Origin of the sequence: Saccharothrix espanaensis DSM 44229 (assembly GCF_000328705.1) — a bacterium.
GTDB lineage: Bacteria > Actinomycetota > Actinomycetes > Mycobacteriales > Pseudonocardiaceae > Actinosynnema > Actinosynnema espanaense.
Map to the genome: position 1 here is coordinate 1,748,316 of NC_019673.1, position 21,160 is coordinate 1,769,475.

The window sequence follows — 21,160 nt, forward strand, 5'->3', positions numbered from 1 at the left end:
AGGGGTCGGCGCCAGCCTGCCTCGGGAGCGTAAGTACTTCAAGTACGTGACGTACTTGGCTGGAAGGGTGAGCGTAGGGCCACTTCGGGCGGGCATGGGAGAGCCGGGGCGACATTTGTCGCCCCGGCTCGGGCAGGCTGGTTCACCTGCGGAAACGCCTTGAGATCAGCTGCAACCGGAGGTGGAGCCGCAGCCCTCGCAGAGGTAGCACGAGCCGGCGGGGCGCATCTTGGTGCCGCAGGTCATGCAGAGCGGGGCGTCGGCGGTCGTGCCCAGGTGCAGTTCGAGCAGTTCGGTGGAGCTGCCGACCTGGATGTCCTGCGGCTTCTTCTTCTCCTCGACGGCGGCCTTGGGGGTCGAGTCGACGGAGGTGCGCAGACCTTCGAGGTCCACGTCGCCACTGCCGTAGTTCTCGTTGACCTGGGCCGTGCGCTCGTCGGCGGTGAAGATGCCGAGCTGCGAGCGCTTCTCGAACGGCAGGTAGTCCAGCGCGAGGCGGCGGAACAGGTAGTCCAGCACGCTGGTCGCGATCCGGACGTCCGGGTCGTCGGTCATGCCGGCCGGCTCGAAGCGCAGGTTCTGGAACTTCGAGACGTAGAACTCCAGCGGGATGCCGTACTGGAGACCGACCGAGATGGACATGGAGAAGGCGTCCATCACGCCGGCCAGCGTCGAACCCTGCTTGCCGAGCTTGACGAAGATCTCGCCGAGACCGTCGTCCGGGTACGAACCGGCGTGCAGGTAGCCCTCGGCACCGCCGACCGTGAACGAGACGGTCTGCGACGGGCGCTTCTTGGGCAGCCGCTTGCGGACCGGGCGGTACTCCACGACCGTCTCGGTCTTCGTCTCGGAGGACGACTTCGCGGACTTACCCGCCGACAGCGGCTGGCCGACCTTGCAGTTGTCGCGGTAGATCGCCAGCGCCTTCAGGCCCAGCTTCCAGCCCTGGTAGTAGATCTCCTCGACCTCTTCGACGGTCGCCGTCTCCGGCATGTTGACCGTCTTGGAGATCGCGCCGGAGATGAACGGCTGCACCGCGGCCATCATCCGGACGTGGCCCATCGGCGCGATGGAGCGGTCGCCCATGGCGCAGTCGAACACCTCGTAGTGCTCCAGCTTGAGGCCGGGGGCGTCCACGACGTGGCCGTGCTCGCCGATGAACTCGACGATGGCCTCGACCTGCTCGTCCTGGTAGCCCAGGGACTTCAGGGCGCGCGGCACGGTCTGGTTGACGATCTGCATGGAGCCGCCGCCGACCAGCTTCTTGAACTTGACCAGGGCGAGGTCGGGCTCGATGCCGGTGGTGTCGCAGTCCATCATCAGGCCGATGGTGCCGGTGGGCGCGAGGACGGACGCCTGCGCGTTGCGCCAGCCGTTCTTCGCGCCGACCTGGATGCCCTCCTGCCACGCCCGCGTCGCGACCTTGTGCACCGCGACGTCGTTCGCGTGGTAGGTGCGGATCAGGTCGTTCGCCGCGGCGTGCTTGCGGATGACGCGCTGGTGCGCCTCGGCGTTGCGGGCGTAACCCTCGTACGGGCCGACGATCCCGGCCAGCTCCGCGGACCGCTTGTACGCCACGGCCTGCATCAGCGAGGTGATGGCGGCGGCGAGCGCCCGGCCACCCTCGGAGTCGTAGGCGTGACCGGTGGCCATCAGCAGCGCGCCCAGGTTGGCGTAGCCGATGCCCAGCTGGCGGAACTTGCGGGTGGTCTCCGCGATCGGCTCGGTCGGGAAGTCCGCGAAGCTGATGGAGATCTCCATCGCGGTGATGACCAGCTCGACCGACTTGGCGAACAGGTCGGCGTTGAACTGGCCGTCGTCCTGGAGGAACTTCATCAGGTTCAGCGACGCCAGGTTGCAGCTGGAGTTGTCCAGGTGCATGTACTCCGAGCACGGGTTCGAGGCGGTGATCCGGCCCGACTCCGGCGTGGTGTGCCAGTCGTTGATCGTGCCGTCGTACTGGATGCCCGGGTCGGCGCACTCCCACGCCGCCTTGGCCAGCTTGCGGAACAGGCCCTTGGCGTCGATCTGCTCGATCACCTCGCCGGTCTGGCGGGCGCGCAGGCCGAACCGGCCGCCGTTCTCGTACGAGTGCATGAACTCGTCGGAGACCCGGATCGAGTTGTTCGCGTTCTGGTACTGCACGGACACGATGTCCCGGCCGCCCAGGTCCATGTCGAACCCGGCGTCGCGCAGCGCGCGGACCTTGTCCTCTTCACGGGCCTTGGTCTCGATGAACTCCTCGACGTCGGGGTGGTCCACGTCGAGCACGACCATCTTCGCCGCCCGGCGGGTCGCGCCACCGGACTTGATCGTGCCCGCGGACGCGTCCGCGCCGCGCATGAACGAGACCGGGCCGCTCGCGGTGCCGCCGGAGGAGAGCAGCTCCTTGGAGGACCGGATCCGGGACAGGTTCAGGCCCGCGCCGGAACCGCCCTTGAAGATCAGCCCCTCCTCGCGGTACCAGTTGAGGATCGACTCCATGGTGTCGTCCACGGCGAGGATGAAGCAGGCGCTGACCTGCTGCGGCGAGCTGGTGCCGACGTTGAACCACACCGGCGAGTTGAAGCTGAACACCTGGTGCAGCAGCATCCAGGTCAGCTCGTGCTCGAAGACCGCGGCGTCCTGGTCGGTGCTGAAGTAGCCGTGCTTGACGCCGGCCTCGGTGTAGGTCTTGACGACGCGGTCGATCAACTGGCGCAGGCTGTGCTCGCGCTGCGGCGTGCCCACCGCGCCGCGGAAGTACTTGCTGGTCACGATGTTCGTCGCGTTGACCGACCAGAAGTCGGGGAACTCGACGCCGCGCTGCTCGAAGTTGATCGAGCCGTCGCGCCAGTTCGTCATGACGACGTCGCGGCGCTCCCACGTCACCTCGTCGTACGGGTGCACGCCCTCGGTGGTGTAGACGCGCTGCACCGCGAGGCGCTTGTCCCCCGCACCGTTGCGGGTGGCGGTCTTCTTGCTGGAGCCGCCAACGGTCTCCGTCATTCCCCGGTCCTCTTTCCGCGCGTCGTCGAAATCGTTGATGCGACCAACGTCCGGGCTCCCGTCCGAGGCGGTCGCGGGCATGTTCGTATGCCACTGGGTCTTGCGTGGTGTGCCTGTGGGTCTTGGATGGTGTGCTTGTGGCTCTTGCGTGCCGGCCGGCTGGCACGGTGGTGGGGCTGTATGGCTGTGGGGCTCAGTAAGGCTGTGGGGCTGGGTAAGGCTGTGGGGCTGGGCGTCAGTCCTGTTGTGCGGTTCGCAGGTCGGCGATTTCCTTCTCGAAGTCCTCTACGGAGGAGAACGAGCGGTAAACGCTGGCGAACCGCAGGTAAGCGACTTCGTCCAGGTCTCTGAGCGGGCCCAGGATGGCCAGGCCCACCTCGTGGCTGGGGATCTCGGCGCAGCCGGTCGCGCGGATGGATTCCTCGACGCTCTGCGCCAGCAGGTGGAACGCGTCCTCGTCCACGGGCCTCCCCTGGCACGCGCGGCGGACGCCGGTGACTACCTTGTCCCTGCTGAACGGCTCGGTCACACCGGACCGCTTCACCACGGCGAGGATCGCCTCCTCGACGGTGGTGAACCGGCGGCCACAGCTGGAGCACGACCTGCGGCGGCGGATCACCTGACCCTCGTCCACTTCGCGCGAGTCGACCACGCGGGAGTCCGAGTTCCGGCAGAACGGACAGCGCACGACTGGTCACCCCTCCCCTGCGCAGCACTCATCGCGTTAGCTCTGCCGGCGGGGAATAACCCAACCTGTGGACTAACTACGACGGTGTAACCACTAGATGTAGGGGTAAACCTATGCCTGTGGCCCACGCGGTGCAAGTTGGTGGACGGCGTGTCGCGGGAGACACGGTCGGGTGAAACTCGCTGCGATGGGGTGGCTACCGGGTGGCTACCGAGTGGCTGCGAGGTGGTGGCGCGGGGCGCTGCCTGGGGCTGCTTGGGGGCTGACGGCGTGGCTTGAGGCGCTGGGCTTGAGGGGCTGGGCTTGAGGCGCTGGGGGTGAGGCGTCGGGTTGGTGGGCGGCGCGTGGGGGTGCCTGAGGGCGCGTTGGGATCCGGGGGCGTGGTGGTTGCTGCGGCTCCGGATCGTGGGGAGCGGCCGGAGAGGCACGCGGGAGGTGTGGCTGAGCGGCTCGGCCCCGTGCCGACTCCTGGGATCGCTGGATTGTCGGTGGGGCGTGGGACAATGGTGATCGGGGGGCGGCGGCCGCGCCTGGTTTGCGCGAAGGTGCGTTGACCTGCGGAAACGAGCTAAAAGAGTCCTCGCCGGACGGGCGAGCCGCCAAGGATGACTAAGGCGGTGGGCGTCGTGTCATCCCCGTATGGCCCGGTCGGAGACAACCACCCTTGGGCAGTGAGGGCAAGCGAAGGGCGTGCTTGCCCTCACTGCCCAAGCGCGGTTCGCTGGCGCGCGGGCCATACGGGGATGACACGACGCGGTGGGTGGAGTGCGCGCTGCGCGCGCCGGGCGTGGTGGTTGCGCCTGGGTTAAGTCGTGGTGGTGGTGCGGCCGTCTGGGACTACCAGCGGTTGGCCGGGGGTGATGGTCGTGGTGTCCGTGAGGTTGTTCAGGGACTTGATGCGGTCCACGACGGCTTCCGGGTTGCTGTTCGGGGCCGAGCGCTCGGCGACGTCCCAGAGGGTTTCACCCACCTGGACGTGTACGACGCTGGTGCGTTCGGGGACTGTCGTCGCGCCCGAGCCGTACAGGTAGAGCAGGCTCAGGGTCACGGCCGCCGCGATCGCCACGGCCGCGTAGATCGCGAACTGGACGGCCGGGTGCCGGGTGTTCTCGCGGACCTCGCACGCCGCCGGGTCCGGGGTCGTGCTCGCCGCGACCTGGCGTCGGCGGGGGGTGGTGGGGCGGCGGGTGTCCTCGAAGGTGCGCAGGACCCTCGGGCCGGGGTGTAGTTGTTCGCCGCGACGCACTTCTTCGGCCGTGGTTCCGTCCACGAGGTCGAAGCCCTTCCGCGTGCCAATCACCACCGCCATGACGCCCTCCAACGCAGGTCATCCGATCATGATCGAACCTGTGTTCGATCGAACGTCCGTGCGAATGTCTACCACTTCGACCGTCGGAACGGGAAGGACACGCCGACACTTACTTCGAACAGGTGTTTGATCTGGACCTCTCGTGCGACTACCTTCGACAACTGAAGATCGACGCACAGCCGGCCTGGGCAATCGGGACCGGTGAGGAGGGAAGCACTGTGGCTCGCAAGACCAACGACGACCTGCGCACCGCCGCCGATGTGCCCTCCGCTCCCGAACCCGCCGACATCGCGGGCAACGCCGGGCTCACGTTGCGGCAGCGCAAGGTGCTCGACGTCATCCGGGACTGGTTGGACCGGTTCGGCTACCCGCCCAGCGTCCGGGAGATCGGCGAGGCGGTCGGGCTCACGTCCACCTCGTCCGTCGCGCACCAGCTGCGCGCTCTGGAGCGCAAGGGCTTCCTGCGGCGTGACCCGAACCGGCCGCGCGCGGTGGGTGTGCTGCCGACCGAGATCGTGACCGGGGTCGACCCCGCCGCCCGTCCCACGCCGGCCTACGTGCCGATGTTGGGCCGGATCGCGGCCGGTGGGCCGATCCTGGCCGAGGAGGCCATCGAGGACGTCTTCCCGCTGCCGCGCGAGATCGTGGGCGAGGGGGAGGTGTTCCTGCTGCGGGTCGTGGGTGACTCGATGGTGGACGCCGCCATCACCGACGGTGACTGGGTGGTGGTCCGCCAGCAGCCGGTCGCCGAGAACGGTGACGTGGTCGCGGCCATGATCGACGGCGAGGCGACGGTGAAGACGTTCAAGCGGCGTGACGGGCACGTGTGGCTGTTGCCGCACAACTCCGCCTACCAGCCGATCCTCGGGGACGAGGCGTCGATCCTGGGCAAGGTGGTGGCGGTCTTGCGGCGGCTCTAGGGGGAGCGTCGGCGGCGGGAGCGGCGTAGGGCCAGGGCTATCAAGGCCAGGGCTGCTGCTCCTGCGCCTAGTGCGGGCCACAGGGGGCGGTCTTCGGGGGTGGCGGGGTGGTCGCTCGCTGTGGCCGTGTCGGCTTGTGGTGGTGGCGGTGTGGTGGTGGTTGGGGCGGCCAGGGTTGTGGCTTGGGGGACTGCTCGGATGGTCGAGCGGGTTGCGCCCTGGGTGCCGAACTCCGACGCTGACAGCAGGGTGTCGTCCGGGTCGAAGGTGATCGATTCGCCCTGTGGTTCGTTGGGCAGGGGGATGCGGACCGGGTCGATTTCCAGGGCCTTGGCCAGGTCGCCGTCCGGGACGGGGAACAGGTAGGCGTCGGTGTACGTGCGGAGCGCGGCCACCTTGCCGTCCTTCGACATCGCGGCACCGGTGACGACCCTGGTCATGACCGAGCTCTGGAGCGGGCCGCCCGGCGTGTCGGTGCCGCTGATGGAGACCCTGGCGACCTGTTCGAGGGGTGTGGGGGCGGTGTCGCTCAGCGCTGTCGTGGGGCGGTAGACCAAGGCCGAGCCCAACGGCTCCTTGGTGACGATGTACGGGGTGCCGTTCCCGTCCAGCAGCAGCGCTTCGGCGTCGTGCTTGCCGTCCGGGTAGGTCAGGCGGTGGATCCGCGTGGAGCCGTCCTGGCCCACGGCGTGCAGGGCGACGGTCTCGCGGCTCTTGTTGTTGTCGCCCGTGTCGGCCAGCCAGAGGGTGCCGTCGGAGGCCAGTGCGAGGTCTTCGACGTCGTACGGGTTGGTCGCCGCGGTGATCGTGTCGGTGATCTCGCAGGTGCGGTCCAGGACGTGGACCTCGATGGCGCCGTTGTCGCTGTCGTTGACGGCGAACCACCGGTCGCCGTCCGAGGCGAGGCCGGAGAGCTCTTCCAGGCGCTGGTCGGTGATCTCGCAGACGTCGCCGACGGCCGGCTGCGCTGTCGCGAAGCCGGCCGTCAGGGCGATGGTCAGGAGGGCGTTGAGCAACGGGTCAGGCGCGGCTTCCGTTCACGGCGAACTGCTCCAGCACGCCGGCCAGGTCCGGGCGGACCCGGGCGCTGAGCTCGGTGCCCTCCTCGGTGTGCCGCTCCTTGAGGATCTCGCCCTCGCGGTGGATCCGGGCGACCAGTTCGCCGCGCGCGTACGGCACCATCGCCTCCACCACGACCTCGGGTCGCGGGATGAGGGTCGCGATGCGCTCCCGCAGCTCCTGGATGCCCTCGCCGGTGTGCGCGGACACCAGGACGGCGGTGGGGAACAGGTGGCGCAGGCGGGCCAGGCCCAGCTCGCCGACCGCGTCGACCTTGTTGACCACCAGCAGTTCGGCCGGCATCGGGTCGTCACGGCGCTCGCTGATCTCGGAGATCACCTCGCGCACGGCCGTGACCTGCTTCTCCGGCATCGCGTCCGAGCCGTCGACGACGTGCACCAGCAGGTCGGCGTCCGCGACCTCCTCCAGCGTCGACCGGAACGCCTCCACCAGCTGGTGCGGCAGGTGCCGGACGAAGCCGACCGTGTCGGTCAGCGTGTACGGCAGGCCCTCCGGGGTCTGGCTGCGCCTGGTGGTCGGGTCGAGGGTGGCGAACAGCGCGTCCTCCACCAGCACCCCCGCCCCGGTCAGGGCGTTGAGCAGGCTGGACTTGCCCGCGTTGGTGTAGCCGGCGATGGCCACGTTGGGCACCGCGTTGGCGATCCGGGCACCGCGCTTGGTGTCCCGGATGACGCTCATGCCCGCGATCTGCCGGCGCAGCTTCGAGATCTTGGCGCGGATGCGCCGGCGGTCGGTTTCGAGCTTGGTCTCACCGGGGCCGCGCAGGCCCACGCCGCCGTTGCCGCCACCGGCCCGGCCACCGGCCTGCCGGGACAGCGACTCGCCCCAGCCGCGCAGGCGCGGCAGCAGGTACTGCAGCTGCGCGAGCTCGACCTGCGCCTTGCCCTCCTTGGACGAGGCGTGCTGGGCGAAGATGTCGAGGATCAGCGCCGTGCGGTCGACGACCTTGACCTTGAGCTTCTCCTCCAGCTGCCGGAGCTGGCCGGGGGAGAGCTCGCCGTCGCAGATCACCGTGTCCGCGCCGGTCGAGATCACGACGTCGCGCAGCTCGGAGACCTTGCCGGAGCCGATGTAGGTCGCCGGGTCGGGTCGGTCGCGCCGCTGGACGAGCCCTTCGAGCACCTCGGAGCCCGCCGTCTCGGCGAGCAGCGCCAGCTCGGCCAGCGAGGCCTCGGAGTCGGCTGCGGTGCCCTCGGTCCACACGCCGACCAGCACGACGCGCTCCAGGCGGAGCTGCCGGTACTCGACCTCGGTGACGTCCTGGAGCTCGGTGGACAGGCCCGAGACGCGGCGCAGCGCGGCTCGGTCGGCGAGGGCGAGCTCGCCGGTGGACAGCTCGGCGTCGTGGTCGAGCCAGTCGTTGCTGTTGTGCGTGTTTTCCGTCATTTGCCTCTCATCGTCGCATGTCCGGCCGTGGCCGCCGAGTGGTTAATCACCCGGGTAGACCGCGAGGTAGAGCGCCACGCGTTCGCCCGAGGGGTCGTCCGGCTCGGCTTCCAGCTCATCCAACAACGTACGGAGGCGCCGGTTTAGTTCCGCCGGGTCCACCCGGACCACGAGGCGGGTCTGGTCGAGCCGGTCGGGCGGCAGTTCGGCGACCTCGGCCAGGTACGCCTCCAGCATCGCCCGGCCGGTGTCCGGGTGCGGGCCGCCGGCGAGCTTCCAGGACAGGCCGGTGGACCGGTAGGGGATCTCCCGCGCGCCCCGGTTGCCGGTCCGGGCCGGCTGCGCCTCCAAGAACCCCGTGGCGACGAGTTTGCGCACGTGGTGGAGGGTGGTCGCGGGGTCCTTACCGAGCCGGTGGGCGATCTCCTTGTTGGTCAGCGCGCGGTCGTAGGTCAGCCGGATGATGCGCAGCCGCACGGCGGAGGAGAGTGCGGCGGCCTCCGCCTCGGTGGCCGGACGTCGGTGCATGCGCCCCAGCGTAAGTGATTGACACTTTCCAATCACTTCGGCGACACTGCCCGCCGTGTCCCTCTGGCATCACCGCGACTTCCGCCTGCTGTGGGTGGGCGACACCATCAGCCAGTTCGGCTCGACCATCGGCCGGACCGTCCTGCCGCTGCTCGCGGCCGGCGCGCTGGCCGCCACCCCGTTCGAGATGGGCCTGCTGACCGCGGCCAACACCGCCGCGTTCCTGCTCATCGGCCTGCCGGCCGGGGTGTGGGTGGACCGGATGCGCCGCCGCCCGGTGATGCTCACCGCGGACTTCGTGCGGGCGGCGCTGATGCTGTCCATCCCGGTCGCCTGGTGGCTGGGCACGTTGGGCTTCGTCCACCTCGTGGTGGTCGCCCTGCTGGTCGGCGCGGCCACGGTGATGTTCGACATCGCCTACCAGTCCTACCTGCCCGCGCTGGTCGGGCGGGACCAGCTGGTGGAGGGCAACTCGAAGCTCACCGCCAGCCAGTCCGTGGCCGAGGTGTCCGGACCGGCCGTCGCGGGCGGCGTGGCGCAGGTCCTCGGCGCGGCCAACGGGATCCTCGCCACCGGGGTGGGCTACCTGTGCTCGGCGCTGTTCCTGCGGCGGATCCGCACCGAGGAGCCCGCTCCGCGCGTCCCGGACCGGCCGGGCCTGGTCCACGAGGTCGCCGAGGGCCTGCGGTTCGTGTTCGGCAACCGGTCGTTGCGCGCGGTCGTCGGCACGACCGGCACCGCGAACTTCTTCGACGGCGTGGCGATGGCCGTGCTCGTGCTGTTCCTGGCCCGCGGGCTGGGCCTGTCCGACGGTGTGATCGGGCTGCTGCTCAGCTCGGCGGGCGCGGGCGGGGTGCTCGGCGCGCTGACCGCGAACCGGTGGAACAAGCGGTTCGGCCAGCTGCGGGTGATCTGGCTGTCGATGCTGGTCACCCAGCCGTTCGGGCTGCTGCTGCCGCTGGCCGAAGCGGACTGGCGGCTGGTGTTCGTGCTGGTCGCGGACCTGCTGCTGGCCTACGGGGCGATCGTCTACAACATCGCCCAGGTCAGCTACCGGCAGGCGATCTGCCCGGACCACCTGCTCGGCCGGATGAACGCCTCGATCCGGTTCGTGGTGTGGGGCGCGCTGCCGCTGGGCGGCCTGGTCGGCGGTGTGCTGGGGTCGCAGATCGGGATCGTGGCCACGTTGTGGGTCGCCGTGGTCGGGCGCGCGCTGTCACCCGCATGGGTCGTGTTCTCGCCGTTGCGCACCGCACAGGACACCGTCACCGCTGCGGCCGATGCGGGACGCACGGGTGATCACTAGCCTCGCTGCCCATGGTTGACACAACCGTGGTGCGCGACGGCCTGCGTTTCGGCGAGGGACCCCGGCACGGACCGGACGGCCGGCTCTACTACTCCGACTTCTACGACCACGAGGTGCGGGCACTCGACCTCGACACGGGCGCCGAGCAGGTGGTCTGCACGGTCCCCGGCCAGCCGTCGGGGCTGGGCTGGCTGCCTGACGGACGCCTGCTCGTGGTGTCCATGAAGGAACGCACGGTCCGCCGGCTCGACGGTGACGACCTGGTCGTGCACGCCGACCTGAACGACATCGCCACGTTCCACGCCAACGACATGCTGGTCGACGCCCACGGCCGCGCGTACGTGGGCAACTTCGGGTTCGACCTGCACGCGGCGATCGCGGCGGGCGGCGAAGCCCCGCTGCTCGAACCCGACTGGGTCGCGCCCGGGACGCCGTTGGCGCTGGTCCAGCCCGACGGGACGGTCTCGGTCGCGGCCGACGACCTGAAGTTCCCCAACGGCATGGGCCTGCTGGACGGCAGCCTGATCGTGGCCGAGACGTTGGCGTTCGGGTTGACGGCGTTCGACGTGGCGTCGGACGGCACGTTGTCCAACCGGCGCGTGTGGGCCGCGCTGCGGGAGCACTTCATCGCACCGGACGGCATCGCGGTCGACGGCAAGGGCGGCGTGTGGGTGGCGCCCGCGTTGCAGCCTTACGCGTTCCGTGTGGTGGAGGGCGGCGAGATCACCCACCGCGTCGAGACCAGCCAGATCTGCTTCGCCGTCGCGGTGGTGGGCGACCGGCTCGTGTGCTGCACCGCCCCCACCTCGCAGCCCGAGGTGGTCAGCGCCGACCGGCTGGGCAGGCTGGAGGTCTTCGACCTCTAGAGGGCGTCCCACCAGGCCTGGTCGAGCTCGCCGCGGGCGAGCAGCACGGCCGGGCCGGTCAGGGTGGACGACTCCTCCTCGACCACGACCGTCACCTGTCCACCGAGGACGTCCACAGTGGCCTTGCCGGTGCGCTGACCGGTGCTGTGCAGCCACGCCGCCACGGTCGCGACCGTGCCCGTGCCGCACGACCTGGTCTCGCCGACCCCGCGCTCGTGGACGCGCATCCGCAGCGCCCCGTCGCCCAGCACGTTGACGAACTCCACGTTCACGCCCTGCGGGAACACCGCGGGGTCGTGGGCGGGCTGGTCGCGCAGGTCCAGCGACGCGACGGGCGTCTCGGTCAGGCAGGCCAGGTGCGGGTTGCCGACGTTGACCGCGACCCCGGCGAACTCCACGCCGCCGACCCGCGCCGACGACGTCCCGGTGACCCGCGCGGGACCCATGTCCGCGGTCACCGTGCCGTCCTCGTGCGCGGTGATCCCGCGCTGACCGGCCCGGGTGCCCACGGCGAACTCGCCGAGCGGCACCAGACCGGCCTCGACCAGGTAGCGGGCGAACACGCGCACGCCGTTGCCGCACATCTCGGCGATGGACCCGTCCGCGTTGCGGTAGTCCATGAACCAAGGGCCGAAGTCCGGCCGCACGACCCGCAGCACCCCGTCCGCGCCCAGCCCGCGCTGCCGGTCGCACAGCGCCCGCACGCGCGACTCGGTCAGGTCCAGCAGGCCGTCCGGGTCGGGCAGCAGCACGAAGTCGTTCTCGGTGCCGTGACCCTTCAGAAACTCGACTCCCACGCCGACCAGGCTACTTCGCGACCAGCGCGAGCACGTCGGCGACCAGCTCTTCGGAGCCGGCGTCGAACCAGGTGACCCGGCGGTCGCGGCGGAACCAGGACCGCTGCCGGCGGACGTACCGGCGGGTGGCCTGCGCGGTCTCGGCGGCGGCGGTGGCCAGGTCGTGCTCGCCGTCGAACGCGGCCAGCACCTGCTGGTAGCCCAGCGCGCGGGAGGCCGTGCGGCCCTCGCGCAGCCCGACCGACTCCAGCGCGCGCACCTCCTCGACCAGGCCGTCGGCGAACATCCGGTCCACCCGCCGGTCGACCCGCTCGTCCAGCTCGGTGACCTCGCGGTCGAGCCCCACCAGCACGGTGCCGTAGCGGGCCGGGCCGGGCTTGGGCAGGGTCGCCGAGAACGGCTGCCCGGTCAGCTCGATGACCTCCAGCGCCCGCACCACGCGCCGGCCGTTGGTGGGCAGGATGGCCAGCGCGGCGGCCGGGTCGAGCTGGGCGAGCCTGCCGTGCAGGGTCTCCGCGCCGAACACCGCCAGCTCGTTCTCCAGCTGCCCCCGGATCCGGTCGTCGGTGCCGGGGAACACCAGGTCGTCCAGCACCGCCTGCACGTACAGGCCGGAGCCCCCGACCAGCACCGGGACCTTCCCGGCGGCGAGCAGCGACTCGACCACCGCGCGGGCTTCGCGCTGGTAGACGGCCACCGAGGCGGGCTCGGTGACCTCCAGCACGTCGAGCAGGTGGTGCGGCACGCCCTGCCGCTGTTCGGCGGTCACCTTCGCGGTGCCGATGTCCATGCCCCGGTAGAACTGCATCGAGTCGGCGTTGACCACCTCGCCGCCCAGTTCGACGGCGAGCCGGACGGCCAGGTCCGACTTGCCGGTGGCGGTGGGGCCGACGACGGCGACAGGGGCGTTCACGGCGTCAAGCCTCCCAGACGGCCACGTGGTAGCCGACGCCGAAGGGGGCCAGGAACTCCGACCGGGTGCACCGCCACGGGCCGGGCACGCCCGCCAGCACCTGCCACGCCGCCCGCCCCGACGCGCCCAGCTCGTCCGCCAGGCCCGCGTCGAGGGCTTTGAGCGCCGCCACGTCGGCCGCGGCGAGCGCCGCGCGCACGTCCTCGTCGAACGGCCCGGCGCGGTCGTCCGGGCGGCCCACGGCCCGTTCGCCGTGCCGGTGGGACCCGTCGCCGAGCACGAGCAGCGCGTTGCCCGTCAACTGTGACCCGAATGAGATGCAATCGGCCAAGGGCAGGTCCGGCGGCACGAGGTGCACGCGCACCGAGCGCGCGCCGGCGTGTTCCCGCAGCCATCCCGCGACCAGGGCGGGCAGCGGCAGCGAGGGATCCACAGAGGACGGCCGCGCGGACAGCGAGACCGGCACGTCCACGCCGAATCCCCGGAACGATCCGGCGCTGTCGGTCAAGGTCCGGGGCCCGGACGGGTCGACCGCGACCGCCGTCCAGTCCCGGTCGCGGTCGGCGAGATCCCGTGCCGCGGCAAGGCTCGCGGCCCGCACGGAGGCGGTTTCGGGGACGGCTCCGGCGACCAGTTCCGGCACGAGGAGGGGAGGGTGCGGCACCACGGCGACACGCGAGATCATGGCAACCCACGCTACTCATCGGCCACCACCAGTACCGATGTGAGCCTTGACCTGTTTGAATGCGCGCGGGGTACTGGGCACTGCCTGAACAGTCGCGGTACCCGGGTGCTGGGCCCCGCCATCGGCGGGGCGCCCGTGGTCGGCACGGGCACCACGAAGTGGGCAGGCGAGGAGGAAGCCGGCGATGACGGAGCACGAGACGACACCGGAAGCCACTGGCGACAGTGGTACAGGGGCGGTGGTCGAGGAGACCCGGGCGGAGAGCAGCACGGCTCCGCCGGTCCCCGTGGCGTCGGACCACCCTGACCGCTGGGGGCGCGTGGACGCGGACGGCACCGTCTACGTCAAGACGGCCGACGGGGAGCGGGTCGTCGGTTCCTGGCAGGCGGGCGAGCCCGCCGAGGGACTGGCGCACTTCGCGCGCCGGTTCGACGACCTGCGCACCGAGGTCGAGCTGCTGGTCACCCGGCTCTCGTCCGGGGCCGGCGACCCGAAGCACGCGCTGACCAGCGCGAAGCACGTCCAGGAGAGCCTGGCCGAGGCCGCCGTGGTCGGTGACCTGGCGGCGCTGGCCGCCCGGGTCGAGCACGTGCTGGCCAAGGCCGAGGAGGGCCTGGAGGCGGCGAAGGCGGCCAAGGACGAGGCGCGGGCGCAGGCCGGGGCGCGCAAGCTGCAGCTGGTGGAGGAGGCCGAGGTCCTGGCCAACGAGTCCACCCAGTGGAAGGCGGCGGGCGACCGGCTGCGGACGATCCTGGACGAGTGGAAGACCATCCGGGGCGTCGACCGCAAGACCGACGAGCAGCTCTGGCGCCGGTTCTCCAAGGCGCGCGACGCGTTCAACCGGCGGCGGGGCTCGCACTTCGCCGACCTCGACCGCCAGCGCGGCGTCGCCAAGAGCCGCAAGCAGGAGCTGGTGGAAGAGGCCGAGAAGCTCGTCGAGTCCGACGACTGGGGCCCCACGGCCGGCCGCTACAAGGACCTGATGGTCGAGTGGAAGGCCGCCGGGCGGGCGCCCAAGGAGGCCGACGACGCCCTGTGGCAGCGCTTCCGGGCCGCGCAGGACGCGTTCTTCGCCAAGCGCTCGGAGGCGTTCTCGGAGCGCGACGCGGAGTTCTCCTCGAACGCGAAGCTCAAGGAGGAACTGCTCGCCGAGGCCGAGCACATCGACCCGTCGCACGACCTGGAAACCGCCCGCCAGCAGCTCTACAAGATCCAGGAGCGCTGGGACGCGATCGGCAAGGTCCCGCGCGAGCGCGTCCGCGAGCTGGAGGGCAAGCTGCGCTCCATCGAGGAGCGGGTGCGCGGCGCGGTCGACGCCCAGTGGCGTCGCTCCGACCCCGAGGCGGAGGCCCGGGTGGCCCAGTTCCGCGAGCGCGTGGAGCAGTTCGAGGCCCAGGCGGAGAAGGCCCGCTCGGCCGGCGACAAGCGCCGCGCGGAACAGGCCGAAGCCCAGGCCAAGCAGTGGCGTGAGTGGCTCGCGGCGGCCGAACAGGCCGTGGCCTCCCGCTAGACCGGAACAGCCCGGCCCCTGGAGCGGTGCGGGGCCGGGCTGTTCGCTGTGCTCTTCAGTTGATCGGCGGCCGTGACGCGGCGATCTGGAGCCACTTGACCAAGAGCAGGACGGTGGCGATCACGGCCACGACCAGGCCCACTCCAGGGCCCTCGCCCGGCTTGTGGCCGGTGGTGGTCTGGGTCATCCAGATCGACAGGACGCCGCTGATCGAGGCCGCGAACAGGGCCAGCGAGGTGATCCACGCCAGCGTCCACCGGCGCACGGCCAGGGTCGTCGCCGACAGCAGCACGCCCGCGAACAGCGCCCCGCAGGAGAAGATCTTCGGGATCGCCCGCCCCTCGCCCAGCAGGACGTCCAGGCCGGTGTGGCCGCCGGTCCACGGCAGGACCATCGACACCAGGATCGCCGGCACCGCGACCGCGATGGTCAGCGCACCCCGGCCCGGGTCGAAGCGCTTGGCGGCCGTGCGGCCCACCTGGTCGATCTCGTCGCGCAGCCCGGCCATGTCGTCGCGCTCGTCGCTCATCATCCGACCGAGCACCCGCCGACCGCGGCCGGCAGGGGGTCCGGGGTGCCGAACTTCGGGAGCCCGAGGGTGACCCCGGGCGTCTTGGGTTTGATACCTGCCTCCGAGCGGTCGCCCGCCTTGGTGCGGCGGTGGGACAGGACGTCCCCGTCTGCGATCAGGTTGTGCGGCGCGGCGTAGGTCACCACGGTCTCCACGACGTCACCCGGGCGGATCCGCGCCCCGCCGGGCGTGAAGTGGACCAGCCTGCCGTCCCGGGCCCGGCCGGACATCCGGTGCGTCTCGGCGTCCTTGCGGCCCTCGCCGTGCGCGACCAGCAGTTCGACCTTCCGGCCGACCTGGAGCTTGTTCTGCTCCCACGCGAGTTCGTTGACCAGCGTGACCAGCCGGTCGTAGCGCTCCTGCACGACCTGCTTGGGCAGCTGGTCGGGCAGCTCCGCGGCCGGCGTGCCGGGGCGCTTGGAGTACTGGAAGGTGAACGCGCTGGAGAACCTCGACTCCCGCACCACGTCGAGCGTGGCCTGGAAGTCCTCCTCGGTCTCGCCGGGGAAGCCGACGATGATGTCGGTGGTGATGGCCGCGTCGGGCATCGCGCGCCGCACGTTGTCGAGGATCGACAGGTACTTCGCCGACCGGTAGGACCGGCGCATCTGCTTGAGCAGCCGGTCCGAGCCGGACTGCAGCGGCATGTGCAGCTGGTGGCACACGCTCGGCGTCTCGGCCATCGCGGCGATCACGTCGTCGGTGAAGTCCTTCGGGTGCGGCGAGGTGAACCGGATCCGCTCCAGGCCGTCGATCGCGCCGGCCGCGCGCAGCAGCTTGCCGAACGCGAAGCGGTCGCCGAACTCGACGCCGTAGGAGTTGACGTTCTGCCCGAGCAGCGTCACCTCCAGCACGCCCTCGTCCACCAGCGCCTGGACCTCGGCGAGCACCTCGCCCGGCCGCCGGTCCTTCTCCTTGCCGCGCAGCGACGGCACGATGCAGAACGTGCAGGTGTTGTTGCAGCCGACCGACACCGACACCCACCCGGAGTAGGCGGAGTCGCGGCGCGCGGGCAGCGTGGACGGGAACGTCTCCAGCGCGTCGAGGATCTCGACCTGGGCTTCCCGGTTGTGCCGGGCGCGCTCCAGCAGCACCGGCAGCGACCCGATGTTGTGCGTGCCGAACACGACGTCGACCCACGGCGCGCGCTTGACGATCTCGCCCTGGTCCTTCTGGGCGAGGCAGCCGCCCACCGCGATCTGTATGTCCGGGTTCGCGGTCTTGGCCGGCGCGAGGTGCCCGAGCGTGCCGTACAGCTTGTTGTCCGCGTTCTCCCGCACCGCGCAGGTGTTGAACACCACCACGTCGGGAGCCGCGTCGCCTTCCACGGGCGTGTAGCCCGCGTCTTCGAGCATCCCGGCGAGGCGCTCGGAGTCGTGCACGTTCATCTGACACCCGAACGTGCGGATCTGGAAGGTCCTCGGAACCTGCAACGTGCTCACGTAGTCACCATATCCCCTGGTCAGTGGCCGGTTGAGACCACGGTCGCCATGAGGTCATCGCTGCTGCCCACTGGGTAGGTCACTCCGTGGTGCGCGGTGGTCCGACGGCCGCACGCCGTGCGTGGATGACGCTCTGGTGTCCACCGAGCATGGTAGGCGCTGCGTTCACACCGCCTCGCCCACCGCCGCGGGCACCACGCCTGACCGGGCCCGATCCTTCGGTCGGGTCCGCCGTGCCGGGTGGACGTGCGACGATGCGACGGTGTCGGGAACGCTGTTCAGGGTGCACGCCGCCGGGGCCGTGCTGGCTTTGGCCGCACTGTCGGTGACGGCGTGCGGTGACGACTTCGACCAGGTCAAGCTCACGATGGTGGCGGGCAGCGACACGGGCGTCTACTACAAGCTGAGCACCGCCCTGGCGGACGCCTGGACGCGCAACCCGGGCATCCCGCGCCCCCAGGTCGTGGCGACGGCGGGTTCGGTGGACAACCTCGAACGGCTGCGCACCGGCCAGGCCCAGGTGGGGTTCTCGGCCGCCGACGCGGCGGAGGAGGCGCAGGCCGACACGTCCGGCCACCGCCTGTACGCGCTGGCCCGGATGCACGACGACTACCTCCAGCTGGCGGTGCGCGACGACGTCCCGGCGACCAAGCTCGCCGACCTCAAGGGCAAGCGGGTCTCGCTGGGCGCGCGCGACTCCGGCGTGAAGCTGATCGCCGAACGCCTGCTGCGCTCGGCCGACATCTCGCCGACCGAGGACCTGCAACCGCGCTACCTCGACCTGAACGCGACCACGGACGCGATGCGCGACGGCGCGCTGGACGCGTTCTTCTGGTCCGGCGGCGTGCCCACGACCGGCGTCACGACCCTCGCGACCACCGTGAAGCTGCGGATGCTCGACCTGGACGACGTGCTGCCCAACCTGCGCCGGCTCTACCCGGTGTACGGCTCGGCGACGCTGCCCGCCTCGGCCTACGAGCTGCCCGGCGGCCCGGTGACCAAGCCGATCACCACCCTGGTCGTGCGCAACTTCCTGCTGGTCACCGACGCGATGCCGGAGGACGTGGCGGCGGCGCTGCTGCGCGGGCTGTTCCAGGCGCAACCGGAACTCGTCGCGGTCAGCCCGGTGGCCCGCTCGATAGAGGTCAGATCGGCGATCGAGACCACACCGCTGCCGCTGCACCCCGGCGCGAAGAGCTACTACCGGGACGTGAAGGTCTAGCCCGCCGCGGGGAAGGTCACCGCGACCCGCAGCCCGCCGCCCTCGGGCAGCGACAGCCGCACCTCGCCGGCCACCCGCTCCACGATCTGCCGCACGATCGCCAGCCCCAGCCCGGAGCCCTGGATGTTCTGGTGGGCGGGGGAGCGCCAGAACCGGTCGGTGGCCCGGTCCAGCTCGTCGGGCGACAACCCGGGCCCCTCGTCGCCGACCGTCAGCAGCACCACGCCGTCGCGCCGCCGCACGTCGACCCGCACCAGCGTGTCCTCCGGGGCGAACTTCAGCGCGTTGTCCAGCAGCGCGTCCAGCACGGCCTCCACCCCGCGCGGCGGGGTCAGCACCCGGCCGCCGGGCTCGCCGTCGAGCACCAGGTGCACCGAGCGCGCCGCGGCGGCCGGCTGCCACGCCGACAGCCGCCCGGCGACCGCCCGGTCCACGTCCACCTCGACCGGGTCCACCGACGGCGAGCCGGCCCGCGCCATGGCCAGCAGCTCGTCGAGGATGCGGTTGAGCCGGTCGGCCTCGTCCAGCGCCGCGGTCTGGTGCACCTCGCCGTCCCCGGTCACGTGACCGTCCAGGTTGGACAGTCGCAGCTTGAGCGCGGTCAGCGGGTTGCGCAGCTGGTGCGACGCGTCCGCGACGAACGCCCGCTGCGCGGCCAGCACGTCACCGACGTTGGCCGCCATCTGGTCGAACGAGCGGGACAGCTGCCGCAGCTCCGGCGGCCCGGAGGACGACCCGACCGGCTGCACCGGCTTGCCGGACACCACCGCGCCCAGCAGCGCGCCGGTCGCGTCGTCCAGCCGGCGCACCGGCCGCAGCGTCCACCGCACCAGCGGCAGCGCGGCCAGCACCGCGAGCGCGAGCACCAGCAGGCTCGCCACGAGCAGCAGCACCCACCACCACATCACCTCGGTCCGGGTCTTGACCGTCGGGGAGAACGTGACGACCGCGCCGCGCACCTCACCGTCGACCAGCACCGGCTCGGCCAGCACCAGGTCCTCCCGGTCCCACGGCATGAGCAGTGCGGGCGCGACCGGCTGCCGCCCGGCGAGCGCGCCCCGGACCTGGTCCGACACCGGCTCCGACGTCACGTCGATGCCCGACCCGGACGCCGCCACGACCTTCCCGGACCGGTCCAGCAGCGCCACCCGGATGCCGTAGAGGTCCTGGTAGCGGGCCAGCTCGCGGTCCAGCACGGCCGGCTGGTCGTCGGTCAGCGGCCGCTGCGCCACCGACGCGAACCGCGCGGTGTCGGTCAGCCGGTCGAGGAACATCTCCTGCTGCTCGGTGGCCGCGACCCCGCGCCCGAGCGGCACGCCCATGCCGACCAGCACCACGACCACGAGGGTCAGCACGATGCCCAGCAGCCGTGACCGCACCTAGCCCCCGATCGAACTCAGCCGGTAGCCGACCCCGCGCACCGTCTCCAGCAGCGCGGGCCGGCCCAGTTTGGTGCGCAGGGTGGCCACGTGCACGTCCAGCGTCCGGTTCGCGCCGGCCCACGTGCGACCCCACACCTCCGCCAGGATCCGCTCCCGGGTGCACACCGCGCCACCGGCGGCCATCACCAGGGCGAGGACCTGGAACTCCTTGCGCGACAGCGCCACCGGTTCACCCGCGACGGTGACCTCGTGCCGGGCCAGGTCGACCCGCACGTCCGCCGCCTCGAACACCTCGGTGCCGGTGACCCCGACCCCGACCGGGTCGCCGCGCCGCCGCCGCACCGCGTGCACCCGCGCCACCAGCTCGCCGACGTCGTACGGCTTGACCAGGTAGTCGTCCGCGCCGGCGTGCAGGCCGAGGATCCGGTCGTCGATCTCGCCGCGCGCCGACACGACGATGATCGCGACGTCGCTGGCGGCCCGGATGTTGCGGCAGAGGGTGACGCCGTCCATGTCCGGCAGACCGAGGTCCAGCAACACCACGTCGACCCCCGCCAACCGGTCGAGCGTCCCCCGACCGGTGGCTTGGCGGTCTACTGTGAAACCACGTCGCGTCAGCGCCGGGACCAGCGCTTCCGCGACGCGGTCGTCGTCTTCGACCAACAGCACGCGCACCGGCGTCCTCCCGAGTTATTGTCGCCTGCCTGTGACAGAGTTGAGACCCTAAGTCTTGCTCAACCGCCTGGACTGGTGTGGTGACGCACACCTAGGTTTCCGCCATCGCTGGAGAACCCTGTTGGAGGATCTGATGACCGCCCCCACACCTGCCCCGCCGATGATCCGGATGGCGGGCGTGGACAAGTTCTTCGGGCCTCTGCACGTCCTCAAGGACGTCGCGCTGGAGGTGCCGAAGGGCCAGGTCGTCGTCGTGCTCGGGCCGTCGGGCTCGGGCAAGTCCACCCTCTGCCGCACGATCAACCGCCTGGAGCCCGTCGACAAGGGCACCATCGAGGTCGACGGCCAGCCGCTGCCCGCCGAGGGCAAGGACCTGGCCCGGCTGCGCGCGGACGTGGGGATGGTCTTCCAGTCGTTCAACCTGTTCGCCCACAAGAGCATCGTCGACAACGTGATGCTCGCTCCGCTGAAGGTCCGCAAGACCCCGGCGGCCGACGCCCGCAAGACGGCCATGGAGCTGCTGGAGCGGGTCGGCATCGCCAACCAGGCGGAGAAGTACCCGGCCCAGCTGTCGGGCGGGCAGCAGCAGCGGGCGGCGATCGCCCGCGCCCTGGCGATGCGCCCCAAGGTGATGCTGTTCGACGAGCCGACCTCCGCACTGGACCCGGAGATGGTCCAGGAGGTGCTGGACGTGATGACCACGCTGGCCAAGGAGGGCATGACCATGCTCGTGGTGACCCACGAGATGGGCTTCGCCCGCAAGGCCGCCGACCGCGTGGTGTTCATGGCCGACGGCGAGATCGTCGAGGACTCGACGCCGGAGGACTTCTTCTCCGCGCCGAAGTCGAACCGCGCGAAGGACTTCCTTGGCAAGATCCTGACCCACTGAAGT

The 21,160-nt window shown here is 71.1% G+C and carries 19 protein-coding genes; 6 read left to right on the forward strand and 13 right to left on the reverse strand.

The features are described 5' to 3' along the window. Positions 1-165 precede the first annotated feature (165 nt). The 3 genes from BN6_RS08295 to BN6_RS41675 form a co-directional block, all read right to left on the reverse strand. Positions 166-2,988, reverse strand: coding sequence for a vitamin B12-dependent ribonucleotide reductase (locus BN6_RS08295; protein WP_041312289.1), 2,823 nt, complete (start codon positions 2,986-2,988; stop codon positions 166-168). Positions 2,989-3,223: 235 nt separating this feature from the next. Then, positions 3,224-3,676, reverse strand: a complete 453-nt coding sequence (gene nrdR, locus BN6_RS08300) for a transcriptional regulator NrdR (protein WP_015099128.1) — start codon at positions 3,674-3,676, stop codon at positions 3,224-3,226. Positions 3,677-4,481: 805 nt separating this feature from the next. Continuing rightward, a complete protein-coding gene (locus BN6_RS41675; RefSeq protein ID WP_015099129.1) occupies positions 4,482-4,985 on the reverse strand; it encodes a LysM peptidoglycan-binding domain-containing protein in 504 nt (167 codons plus the stop codon). Between the two features lie 218 nt (positions 4,986-5,203). Between BN6_RS41675 and lexA the strand changes: the two genes are divergently transcribed. Further along, positions 5,204-5,905 (forward strand): transcriptional repressor LexA, encoded by a 702-nt coding sequence (gene lexA, locus BN6_RS08310; RefSeq protein WP_015099130.1) that lies wholly within the window; start codon positions 5,204-5,206, stop codon positions 5,903-5,905. Here the strand turns inward: lexA and BN6_RS08315 are convergent. Genes BN6_RS08315 through BN6_RS08325 form a run of 3 tightly spaced genes read right to left on the reverse strand, consistent with a single transcriptional unit; the run spans position 5,902 to position 8,899 of the window. Continuing rightward, positions 5,902-6,921, reverse strand: coding sequence for an esterase-like activity of phytase family protein (locus BN6_RS08315; RefSeq protein ID WP_015099131.1), 1,020 nt, complete (start codon positions 6,919-6,921; stop codon positions 5,902-5,904). The genes lexA and BN6_RS08315 overlap by 4 nt on opposite strands. Positions 6,922-6,925: 4 nt before the next feature. Next, positions 6,926-8,371: a GTPase HflX gene (gene hflX, locus BN6_RS08320; protein ID WP_015099132.1), complete on the reverse strand. Its 1,446-nt coding sequence runs from the start codon at positions 8,369-8,371 to the stop codon at positions 6,926-6,928. 42 nt (positions 8,372-8,413) lie between these two features. Then, on the reverse strand, positions 8,414-8,899 hold the full coding sequence (locus BN6_RS08325; protein WP_015099133.1) for an ArsR/SmtB family transcription factor: 486 nt from the start codon (positions 8,897-8,899) through the stop codon (positions 8,414-8,416). Positions 8,900-8,954: 55 nt separating this feature from the next. Here BN6_RS08325 and BN6_RS08330 point away from each other — a divergent pair, with 55 nt between their 5' ends. Together BN6_RS08330 and BN6_RS08335 are read left to right on the forward strand one after the other, a co-directional pair. After that, positions 8,955-10,205, forward strand: coding sequence for an MFS transporter (locus tag BN6_RS08330; protein WP_015099134.1), 1,251 nt, complete (start codon positions 8,955-8,957; stop codon positions 10,203-10,205). 11 nt (positions 10,206-10,216) lie between these two features. Further along, positions 10,217-11,071, forward strand: coding sequence for an SMP-30/gluconolactonase/LRE family protein (locus BN6_RS08335; protein ID WP_015099135.1), 855 nt, complete (start codon positions 10,217-10,219; stop codon positions 11,069-11,071). On the opposite strand, the gene dapF is transcribed toward BN6_RS08335, so the two are convergent. From dapF to BN6_RS08350, 3 genes are read right to left on the reverse strand one after another with little or no spacing between them, the layout of a single operon-like run. Further along, the gene (dapF, locus tag BN6_RS08340) at positions 11,068-11,868 is read right to left on the reverse strand and encodes a diaminopimelate epimerase (RefSeq protein WP_015099136.1); all 801 of its coding nucleotides are present in this window, start codon (positions 11,866-11,868) and stop codon (positions 11,068-11,070) included. The two genes, BN6_RS08335 and dapF, sit on opposite strands and share 4 nt — an antisense overlap. A gap of 10 nt (positions 11,869-11,878) precedes the next feature. After that, the gene (gene miaA / locus BN6_RS08345) at positions 11,879-12,781 is read right to left on the reverse strand and encodes a tRNA (adenosine(37)-N6)-dimethylallyltransferase MiaA (RefSeq protein WP_015099137.1); all 903 of its coding nucleotides are present in this window, start codon (positions 12,779-12,781) and stop codon (positions 11,879-11,881) included. A gap of 4 nt (positions 12,782-12,785) precedes the next feature. Next, on the reverse strand, positions 12,786-13,466 hold the full coding sequence (locus BN6_RS08350; RefSeq protein WP_015099138.1) for a class III extradiol ring-cleavage dioxygenase family protein: 681 nt from the start codon (positions 13,464-13,466) through the stop codon (positions 12,786-12,788). 184 nt (positions 13,467-13,650) lie between these two features. Between BN6_RS08350 and BN6_RS08355 the strand changes: the two genes are divergently transcribed. Further along, positions 13,651-14,976, forward strand: coding sequence for a DUF349 domain-containing protein (locus BN6_RS08355; protein ID WP_015099139.1), 1,326 nt, complete (start codon positions 13,651-13,653; stop codon positions 14,974-14,976). A gap of 55 nt (positions 14,977-15,031) precedes the next feature. Here BN6_RS08355 and BN6_RS08360 read toward each other — a convergent pair whose 3' ends face one another. Both BN6_RS08360 and miaB read right to left on the reverse strand, forming a co-directional pair. After that, the gene (locus tag BN6_RS08360) at positions 15,032-15,508 is read right to left on the reverse strand and encodes an Rv2732c family membrane protein (RefSeq protein ID WP_015099140.1); all 477 of its coding nucleotides are present in this window, start codon (positions 15,506-15,508) and stop codon (positions 15,032-15,034) included. After that, positions 15,505-16,989, reverse strand: a complete 1,485-nt coding sequence (gene miaB, locus BN6_RS08365) for a tRNA (N6-isopentenyl adenosine(37)-C2)-methylthiotransferase MiaB (RefSeq protein WP_015099141.1) — start codon at positions 16,987-16,989, stop codon at positions 15,505-15,507. The genes BN6_RS08360 and miaB overlap by 4 nt, the downstream gene beginning before the upstream one ends. A gap of 262 nt (positions 16,990-17,251) precedes the next feature. Between miaB and BN6_RS08370 the strand changes: the two genes are divergently transcribed. Next, positions 17,252-18,211: a TAXI family TRAP transporter solute-binding subunit gene (locus tag BN6_RS08370; RefSeq protein ID WP_231905144.1), complete on the forward strand. Its 960-nt coding sequence runs from the start codon at positions 17,252-17,254 to the stop codon at positions 18,209-18,211. Here the strand turns inward: BN6_RS08370 and BN6_RS08375 are convergent. Continuing rightward, positions 18,208-19,590: a sensor histidine kinase gene (locus tag BN6_RS08375; protein ID WP_015099143.1), complete on the reverse strand. Its 1,383-nt coding sequence runs from the start codon at positions 19,588-19,590 to the stop codon at positions 18,208-18,210. The two genes, BN6_RS08370 and BN6_RS08375, sit on opposite strands and share 4 nt — an antisense overlap. Then, on the reverse strand, positions 19,591-20,268 hold the full coding sequence (locus BN6_RS08380) for a response regulator transcription factor (RefSeq protein ID WP_015099144.1): 678 nt from the start codon (positions 20,266-20,268) through the stop codon (positions 19,591-19,593). Positions 20,269-20,428: 160 nt separating this feature from the next. Between BN6_RS08380 and BN6_RS08385 the strand changes: the two genes are divergently transcribed. Continuing rightward, positions 20,429-21,157, forward strand: coding sequence for an amino acid ABC transporter ATP-binding protein (locus BN6_RS08385; protein ID WP_173430517.1), 729 nt, complete (start codon positions 20,429-20,431; stop codon positions 21,155-21,157). Positions 21,158-21,160: the final 3 nt, after the last annotated feature.

What these genes read in the sequence shown, in the direction of transcription:
- BN6_RS08295 (WP_041312289.1), bottom strand. Translation starts at nt 2,988, where the DNA reads ATGACGGAGACCGTTGGCGGCTCCAGCAAGAAGACCGCCACCCGCAAC.
- BN6_RS41675 (WP_015099129.1), bottom strand. Translation starts at nt 4,985, where the DNA reads ATGGCGGTGGTGATTGGCACGCGGAAGGGCTTCGACCTCGTGGACGGA.
- hflX (WP_015099132.1), bottom strand. Translation starts at nt 8,371, where the DNA reads ATGACGGAAAACACGCACAACAGCAACGACTGGCTCGACCACGACGCC.
- BN6_RS08325 (WP_015099133.1), bottom strand. Translation starts at nt 8,899, where the DNA reads ATGCACCGACGTCCGGCCACCGAGGCGGAGGCCGCCGCACTCTCCTCC.
- BN6_RS08335 (WP_015099135.1), top strand. Translation starts at nt 10,217, where the DNA reads ATGGTTGACACAACCGTGGTGCGCGACGGCCTGCGTTTCGGCGAGGGA.
- BN6_RS08350 (WP_015099138.1), bottom strand. Translation starts at nt 13,466, where the DNA reads ATGATCTCGCGTGTCGCCGTGGTGCCGCACCCTCCCCTCCTCGTGCCG.
- BN6_RS08355 (WP_015099139.1), top strand. Translation starts at nt 13,651, where the DNA reads ATGACGGAGCACGAGACGACACCGGAAGCCACTGGCGACAGTGGTACA.
- BN6_RS08360 (WP_015099140.1), bottom strand. Translation starts at nt 15,508, where the DNA reads ATGATGAGCGACGAGCGCGACGACATGGCCGGGCTGCGCGACGAGATC.
- BN6_RS08385 (WP_173430517.1), top strand. Translation starts at nt 20,429, where the DNA reads ATGATCCGGATGGCGGGCGTGGACAAGTTCTTCGGGCCTCTGCACGTC.